This is a genomic window from Pseudomonas sp. NCHU5216 (assembly GCF_052156495.1).
Classification (GTDB): Bacteria; Pseudomonadota; Gammaproteobacteria; order Pseudomonadales; family Pseudomonadaceae; genus Aquipseudomonas.
Genome location: NZ_JBQLIX010000045.1, coordinates 1 through 7,828, shown reverse-complemented (window position 1 = coordinate 7,828; position 7,828 = coordinate 1). Strand labels below are relative to the sequence as shown.

Here is a 7,828-nt window from a genome sequence, read left to right as displayed (position 1 = left end):
TACAGGCAAGCATTGAGCATTGCAGCATGACTTCATTGGGGCAGGAGGTTTTCGTGACAACCAATTGACTGTCGAGAAAAACCGTGCAAGCAAGCTCACACCCCGCCCAGCCATTTCTCTTTGAGCAACCCCGTCCATAGCGCTTTCCCTGCACTTTCGGCGCGTCGTACGCACCTCGTTTTCGCAGCATCCTCATGTAGGATCTGCACCTCAATTCCATGGCGAGCAGTTATAACAATGTCAATGTAACATCATCAAGACAGCTTTATAAAAAATCTTACAAATGCGAAGCACAGCACACTGGACATTGTTACGCTTCCGTGAACCACGCCTTCACTGCAACCAGCACGAACGCCTGCTATCCAGCCAACCAGCAAGCCCAAGCGCCAGCCGCAAGCGGACGACCAACGACAAGCTCATACGAGAGCTAAACTGTGCATTAGCCGTTACCGCACGGGTAAGTCGTCGAGACTGAGCCACAAAAATATTGACATCCTCTCTAAAAAGGACAGAGAAAAAGCGATCAAAAGACATTTACGCAGCCTACAGCCAGCATGGCCAAGCCAATTGGCACTGTTCTTGAATCAAGGCAGGCGGCTATTTATTTCGGCGGAGTTATTGACTCAACGAAGCATTAGTCAGAGGAGTGACTTACGGCAGAACTCACGAAGACAAAAAGGTTTTTTAAAAACCTTCAGGAACTTGAGACCTTTTGACAGAAACGAAAACGCCGCTCGATTGAGCGGCGTTTTCGTTTATTTGGAGCGGGAAACGAGACTCGAACTCGCGACCCCGACCTTGGCAAGGTCGTGCTCTACCAACTGAGCTATTCCCGCGGTACAACTTTAAATTGGCGTCCCCTAGGGGACTCGAACCCCTGTTACCGCCGTGAAAGGGCGGTGTCCTAGGCCACTAGACGAAGGGGACCTTGGAACTTCGTTTGAAACCCTGCCGAAGCAGCATTTCTATAATCTGGAGCGGGAAACGAGACTCGAACTCGCGACCCCGACCTTGGCAAGGTCGTGCTCTACCAACTGAGCTATTCCCGCATTACAGCTTGAAAGTGGCGTCCCCTAGGGGACTCGAACCCCTGTTACCGCCGTGAAAGGGCGGTGTCCTAGGCCACTAGACGAAGGGGACACACCCCGGAACATCAAGCAACTTTCCGGCTTCCTTCGCTCTGTTTCTGGCATTGCGCTGGAAGTGGCGCGCATTCTATGGAGCCTTTGCAGGGCCGTCAACCATTCTCTAAAAAATTTTTAAAATCAAAGACTTCACCCAAGAATTCGACATAGCGCTAGGAGCCGTGCAGACAAGCCACTACACTCGGGCGAAACGCCAGTAGCCAAGAGGTTCATACCTTGTCCCCGATCGTGATAACCCTGCTTATCGTCATCGGTATTGCCTTGTTGATGATCATTGCGTACATCAACCATGCCGTCGAGAAAAGCAAGCTGGACAAAGCCCGTCAGCGCGCCGACCTGATCGATCGCATCCGCCGCTGCCAGGACGTTTCCGAACGCATCCCCGGCCAGTTGATGACCCCGCGCCTGAAGCTGCTGCTGTGCCAACTGCAACTCCAGCTCAGCGAGCGCCTGCAGTCCGTGGACAAGCACAATGCCAACCTCGCCGGCGAGATCGACGCCTTGCGCGCGCTGGCGGTTCAGGGCGAATCGATTGCCGTGAAGAACCCGCCCCAGCCCATTCTCAATGAAGCCAAGGCCAAGGAAGTGCGCTACGTGCTGGAAAACCTCCAGGCGCTGATCACCGGGGCCGTGCAGATCAACCTGATCCCAGTGAACGACGGCAAGCAATGGATGCGGCAGATCCGCCAGATGCTGGTGCAGGTCTATGTCGAATGCTTCAACAACCTGGGTCAGAGCGCACTGCAACAGGGCCGCCCCGGCCAGGCCCGTCTGGCCTTCGAGCGCGCCGTGCAGTATCTGCGCAAACAGCCGGAACCGGCGCTGTACCAGGCCCAGCTCAAGCGTTTCGAGGAACAACTGGCCCGCGCCAACGCCATGGTGCTGGACAATCCGCCGCCGGCCGAGGGCGAACCCAGCGAACTGACCGAGGGCCTCAAGGGTCTGGAAGATGAACAAGACTGGAAGAAGAAGAACATCTACGACTGAGCACCGCGCGCCGTCTGCGCCGCCGCCCTTTGCAGCCCAAACCATCATCCCTGACGAGGCCCTAGCACCATGAGCATGACCGTTTACGGCGCCCCCCTGTCCCCCTTCGTACGCAAACTCTGCCTGTGCCTGCTGGAAAAGGGTCTGGAGTACGATCTGGAAGTGATCATGCCGTTCGGTGATCAACCTGCCTGGTATCGGGAGCTCAACCCCCTGGGGCGGATTCCGGCCTTCCGCGATGGCGAACTCAATCTCGCCGACTCCAGCGTGATCTGTCAGTACCTCGAGGAACGTTACCCCGAGCGCCAGGCTCTGTACGGCGAAGGTGCCGAACAACGTGCCCAGGTGCGCTGGCTGGAAAAATACGCTGACTATGAACTGGCGCCGCTGTGCACCTTCAGCGTGTTCCGCAATCGCGTACTCAAGGCCAGCATGGGCCAGAGCTGCGATGAAGAGCAGGTGCAGCACGCCCTAAAGAACGCACTACCGAGCCACTTCGACTACCTCGAAGCCACCTTGGGCGAAGGCCCCTTCTTCCTCGGCGAGACGCCGACGATGGCCGATCTGGCCCTCGCCTGCCAGTTGATCAACATGGAGCATGGCGGCGAAACCCTGGACACCGCGCGCTGGCCCAATCTGGCCGCGCACTATGCCCGCATCAAGGCGCGCGCCAGCGTGCAGCAACTGCTGCCGCGCGAGCTGCGCACCCTGGAGAAGCTTGGTATTCGCCGCTGATAACCGTCGCGCGCAGGAGCCCTGCGCGCTCGCTCTCAGCAGTCGCTGGCGGCCAGGAAGATCGCCGCCAGGGCCTCGATACCGGCTTGATCGTCAGCGCTGAAACGCCCGGTGAGCGGGCTGTCCAGATCGAGCACACCGATCAGGCGCCCGTCCTTGAGCAGCGGCACCACCAGTTCACTGTTCGAGGCGCTGTCGCAAGCGATGTGCCCGGCGAAGGCATGCACGTCCTCCACCCGCTGCGTCTGCAGAGTGGCCGCTGCCGCGCCACACACGCCGCGGCCAAAGGGGATGCGCACACAGGCCACCTTGCCCTGGAACGGCCCCAGCACCAGTTCCCCGTCCTTGACCAGGTAGAAACCAGCCCAGTTCAGGTCTGCCAGCTCGTGGAAGAGAAACGCGGAGAACTGTGCGGCATTGGCGATGAAATCACGCTCGCCGCTAAGTAACGCCTGCAGTTGTGCACAGAGCAGGTCATAGCCGTGCCTCCCCGCACCGGCTTGGGAAAGATCGATCATGCTCGTTGCTCCAGCAGTTGCAGCCCGACCCAGTGGCGGGCGAATTGATAGGCGCAGCGGCCATTACGATTACCGCGCCCCAGTGCCCAGCGAATGGCGGCTTTTTCCAGCGCCTCGTCCCATTCCCAGTGCAAATCCACGGCACGCGCCTGCACCGCCACCCAGTGCCGTACCACGATCAGGTAATGCTCCTGGCTGAAGGGATAGAACGACAGCCACAGGCCGAAGCGATCCGACAAAGCGATCTTGTCCTCCACCGCTTCGCTGGGATGCAGCTCGCCATCGACCATCTTCCAGTTGTCGTTGTCGCTCTGGCGCTCGGGCACCAGGTGCCGGCGATTGGAGGTGGCGTATAGCAGCACGTTGTCCGGCGCCTGCTCCAGCGAGCCGTCGAGCACGCTCTTGAGCACCCGGTAGTCGCCCTCGCCCGCCTCGAAGGACAGGTCGTCGCAGAACAGCACGAAACGCTGCGGCAGATCCGCCAGTAGTTCAACCACGCGCGGCAAGTCGGCCAGATGGTCGCGCTCGATCTCGATCAGGCGCAGGCCAGCGGACGCGTACTCGGCCAGTAGCGCCCTGACCAGCGACGACTTGCCCGTACCACGGGCGCCCCACAGCAAGGCATGGTTGGCCGGCAGGCCATCGACGAACTGCCGGGTGTTGCGCGCCAGTTGCTCGCGCTGCGCATCGACGCCGAGCAGATCGCTCAACGACAGGTCGAGGCTGACCTGCAAAGGTTGCAAATAACCGCTACGCCCATCGCGCTGCCAGCGCGCTGCAACGCAATGCTGCCAGTCAACTTGCGGGCGCAAGGCAGGCAACAGGGGTTCGAGCCGCTCCAACACCTGCTCGGCCCGTGTCAGAAAGCTCTGCAATCGAGAATCCACCATCTACTCCTCATTAATCAGCGCTCACAGAACGCGCTGCCGATCCAGCTCCGCAATCAGCTATGCTTGCCGCCAAGGATCATGGAACATGCGGGCCTTCATGGACATTTCGCTCACCCATCGCCTCTCGTTCAAGCAAGCCGGCCTGACCGTATTGGTCGCGTTCATCCTCGGCACCCTGCTCAGCATCATTCAGGTGGCGATCGATTATGCCAGCGAAGAGGCCTCCATCAACCGCGAGATTCACGCGCTGCTGGAAATCAGCCATAACCCGGCGGCTCGCATCGCCTACAACATCGATGCCGAGCTGGCTCAGGAATTGGTGCTGGGACTGCTGCGCTCGCCAGCGGTGATTCACGCCTCCCTGATCGACAACAGCGGCCTGGTATTGGCCAGCGCCAGCCGGCCACGGCGGGAAAGCCGTTACCGGGTACTCAGCGACAGCCTGTTCGGCGCCCAGCGTGAATTCGAGGATTCGCTGTACGTCGCCCACTCGCCGCACGAGCCGCTCGGCGTGCTGCGCCTGGAGGTGGACACCTACGCCTTCGGCAGCCATTTCCTCGACCGCTCCCTGCTCACCCTGCTCACCGGCTTCGCTCGCAGCCTGCTGCTGTCGCTGATTCTGCTGGTGCTGTTCTACTTCATGCTGACCAAGCCTCTGGTCAACGTCATCCGCGCGCTCAGCCTGCGCAATCCGCAGGATGCCCAGGCCCGCCCCGTGCCCTGCCCCAGCGGCCACGAACACGACGAGATCGGCACGCTGGTGGAGGTGACCAACCGCCACCTGTCCAGCCTGACCCAGGAAATCGAGCAGAGACGCGCTGCCGAAGACCAACTGAACCAATACCTGAGCGAGCTGGAAAATATCGTCTCGGCCCGCACCGCCGAGCTCAAGGCTGCCAACACCCGTCTCAGCCAGTCCAACCAGGAGCTGGAGCAAGCGCGCACCACCGCCCTGAACATGGCCCAGGCGCGTTCGGCCTTCCTGGCCAACATGAGCCACGAGATCCGCACACCGCTCAATGGTCTGCTGGGCATGCTCGCCCTCGCCCTGGATGGGCCATTGAGCAGCGAACAGCACCAGCAACTGAGCATCGCCCACGATTCCGGCAAGGTGTTGGTGGAGTTGCTCAACGATATTCTCGACCTGTCCAAGTTCGAGGCCGGCCAGTTGGAGCTGGAGCAGATTCCCTTCGATCTGGGCCTGCTGGTGGAAGAAACCGCCAGCCTGCTGTCGCAGAATGCCGCGGCCGCCGTGGAGTTGACCTGCCTGATCGACCCACACCTGCCCGCCCAGGTGCTCGGTGACCCGACCCGCGTTCGGCAGATCGTCAGCAACCTGCTATCCAATGCGCTGAAATTCACCCGTTTCGGCCGCGTCGATGTACGCGTGGAACGCACCGAGGCTGGCATCACTATCTGCGTGCGCGACACCGGCATTGGTATCTCGGAAGAAGCACAGGCGCGTATCTTCCAGCCTTTTGCCCAGGCCACGGTCGGCATCACCCGCGAATTCGGCGGCACCGGCCTGGGCCTGGCCCTGACCCGGCGTCTGTGCGAAGCCATGCAAGGAAGCCTGAGCCTGCACTCGAAAGAAGGTTTCGGCAGCGAATTCTGCGCCCTGCTGCCCCTGCCGACCCAGAGCAAGGCCTTGCCGCCTGCCCAACTGCAGGGGCGCATCGTGGCGATGACCCCCAGCAGCAGCGGCCTGCACCAGTTGCTCGAACGCTGGCTGCCGGTCTGGGGCCTCGACTATCGGCGCCTGGACACCGACGCCAGCCTGCTCGGCGTCCAGGCCGATCTGCTGATCAGCGACTGCCCGGAATGCCTGCTGGGCATACGCCCGGCCATTACCACGCCGATTCTTCTGGTCACGGCTTACGGCAACTTTCTGCCCCAGCAACAGGCCGCCAGCCTGGCCCCCTTGCAACAGATTGCCCGCCCGCTGGCCCGTGCTGGCCTGCGCCAGGCCTTGCGGCATCAGCTCCAGCACGAACCCCAGGAGGCTCAGGCCGCACTGCGTGAGGCCGGCACAGCACAGCGCAGCGCGCGCGTGCTGCTGGTGGAAGACAACCCGGTCAACCAGATGGTGGCCAAAGGCATGCTGGCCAAGCTCGGCTGCGAAGTGCTGGTTGCCGCCCATGGCGGCGAAGCCCTGGAGCAATTGGAACAGGAGCCCATCGATCTGGTGCTGATGGACTGCAACATGCCGGTGATGGATGGCTACGAAACCACCCGGCGCATCCGCCTCAATGGCCGCTGGCCGGAGCTGCCGATCATCGCCCTGACCGCCAACGCCCTGTCCGACGAACGCGAGCGTTGCCGCGCCGCCGGCATGAACGATTACCTGGCCAAACCCTTCCGCCGCGAGGAACTGGCGGCGCTGCTGGAGGCCTGGCTGCCGGCCTGAGCCGGTGGATCGAGGCGCGCCAGCAGCCGATCCAGGCGCTGGCGCAGGCCCTCCAGCTCGGCCAGTTCGCCCTCCGCGAACTGACACAGCATCTGCGTCTTGAGCGGCAGCACCTGGGCCTGCAGCGCCAGGCCGCGCTCGCTCAGCGCCAGATGCACTTCACGCTCGTCTTGTGCGGCGCGCTGGCGCAGCACCAGGCCGCTCTGCTCCAGGCGCTTGAGCAGAGGTGTCAAGGTGCCCGAATCCAGTTGCAAACGCTGGCCCAGCGCCTTGAGCGTCGGCTGTACCGGCGGCCTCGCCTGCCACTCCCAGAGCACCAGCATGACCAGGTACTGCGGATAGGTCAGGCCCAGGGCATCGAGCATCGGCTTGTAACCCCGGATCACCGCCCGCGAGGCGGCATACAGCTTGAAGCACAACTGGTCGTCCAGGCTCAGCCCGGTCTCGCTCGCGCCGATCATTGCAGCAGGGCTTCGATCTCGGTGCCCAACTCCTCGGGCTTGGTGGTCGGAGCGAAACGCTTGACCACCTGGCCATCACGGCCAATCAGGAACTTGGTGAAGTTCCACTTGATGCCCTGGCTACCGAGCAAACCCGGCGCGCGCTTCTTGAGCTGCACGAACAGCGGGTGGGCATCGCTGCCATTGACGTCGATCTTCTTGAACAGCGGGAAGCTGACGCCGAAGTTCAGCTCGCAGAACTCGCTGATCGCCCCCTCGTCGCCCGGCTCCTGCTTGCCGAACTGATTGCAAGGAAAGCCGAGCACCACCAGGCCCTTGTCCTTGTACTGCTGCCAAAGGCTTTCCAGCCCCTTGTACTGGGGGGTGAAGCCGCACTTGCTAGCGGTATTGACCACCAGCAGCGCCTTACCGCCGAAGTCGGCGAGGGTCTTCTGCTCGCCCTTGATGGTGGTGACGGGGATATCGAGAAGTGCATGGCTCATGGGGGGAGTCGTCCTTAAACAGGTGGGAGATTGGAGTAAGGTAGCGAGCAATTGAATTGCGTGCAATTCAATTGCCAGAAAAGGAGGATGAATTTGTTGCCGGACTGGCAAGTTTGTGTGTTGGTGGGTTGCTTGGGTGTCTGTTCCGGATTGCCGCGTTTTTGCTGATGTTTCTGGTTTCGCCCTCCCGGGCGAGTCACTTT

At 61.5% G+C, this 7,828-nt stretch carries 7 protein-coding genes and 4 tRNA genes; 3 read left to right on the top strand and 8 right to left on the bottom strand.

Features of this window, described 5'->3' with window-relative positions; genetic code table 11:
• Positions 1-760: 760 nt before the first annotated feature.
• From ACSVIK_RS22660 to ACSVIK_RS22645, 4 genes are all read right to left on the bottom strand, one after another.
• Positions 761-836 (bottom strand) — tRNA-Gly (locus ACSVIK_RS22660).
• A 15-nt stretch (positions 837-851) separates the two neighbouring features.
• A tRNA-Glu gene (locus tag ACSVIK_RS22655) sits at positions 852-927 on the bottom strand.
• Between the two features lie 46 nt (positions 928-973).
• Positions 974-1,049 (bottom strand) — tRNA-Gly (locus ACSVIK_RS22650).
• Positions 1,050-1,064: 15 nt separating this feature from the next.
• A tRNA-Glu gene (locus tag ACSVIK_RS22645) sits at positions 1,065-1,140 on the bottom strand.
• Positions 1,141-1,361: 221 nt separating this feature from the next.
• On the opposite strand from ACSVIK_RS22645, the gene ACSVIK_RS22640 reads away from it, so the two are divergent.
• Both ACSVIK_RS22640 and ACSVIK_RS22635 read left to right on the top strand, forming a co-directional pair.
• Positions 1,362-2,132 carry a hypothetical protein gene (locus ACSVIK_RS22640; RefSeq protein ID WP_442446411.1) on the top strand — a complete coding sequence of 257 codons (771 nt, stop codon included), beginning with the start codon at positions 1,362-1,364 and terminating at the stop codon, positions 2,130-2,132.
• Between the two features lie 69 nt (positions 2,133-2,201).
• Positions 2,202-2,867, top strand: coding sequence for a glutathione S-transferase family protein (locus tag ACSVIK_RS22635; protein WP_442446410.1), 666 nt, complete (start codon positions 2,202-2,204; stop codon positions 2,865-2,867).
• A 35-nt stretch (positions 2,868-2,902) separates the two neighbouring features.
• Here the strand turns inward: ACSVIK_RS22635 and ACSVIK_RS22630 are convergent, their stop codons facing one another.
• Entirely contained in the window at positions 2,903-3,385 is a 483-nt protein-coding gene (locus ACSVIK_RS22630; RefSeq protein ID WP_442446409.1) for a GAF domain-containing protein, read from the bottom strand.
• Entirely contained in the window at positions 3,382-4,272 is an 891-nt protein-coding gene (locus tag ACSVIK_RS22625) for an ATP-binding protein (RefSeq protein WP_442446408.1), read from the bottom strand. Before ACSVIK_RS22625 ends, ACSVIK_RS22630 begins: the two co-directional genes overlap by 4 nt.
• Before the next feature lie 100 nt (positions 4,273-4,372).
• Here ACSVIK_RS22625 and ACSVIK_RS22620 point away from each other — a divergent pair, with 100 nt between their 5' ends.
• A complete protein-coding gene (locus ACSVIK_RS22620) occupies positions 4,373-6,682 on the top strand; it encodes a response regulator (RefSeq protein WP_442446407.1) in 2,310 nt (769 codons plus the stop codon).
• On the opposite strand, the gene ACSVIK_RS22615 is transcribed toward ACSVIK_RS22620, so the two are convergent.
• Together ACSVIK_RS22615 and ACSVIK_RS22610 are read right to left on the bottom strand one after the other, a co-directional pair.
• Positions 6,616-7,143, bottom strand: coding sequence for a MarR family winged helix-turn-helix transcriptional regulator (locus ACSVIK_RS22615; RefSeq protein ID WP_442446406.1), 528 nt, complete (start codon positions 7,141-7,143; stop codon positions 6,616-6,618). The genes ACSVIK_RS22620 and ACSVIK_RS22615 overlap by 67 nt on opposite strands.
• Positions 7,140-7,625, bottom strand: coding sequence for a glutathione peroxidase (locus tag ACSVIK_RS22610; protein ID WP_442446405.1), 486 nt, complete (start codon positions 7,623-7,625; stop codon positions 7,140-7,142). Before ACSVIK_RS22610 ends, ACSVIK_RS22615 begins: the two co-directional genes overlap by 4 nt.
• Positions 7,626-7,828: the final 203 nt, after the last annotated feature.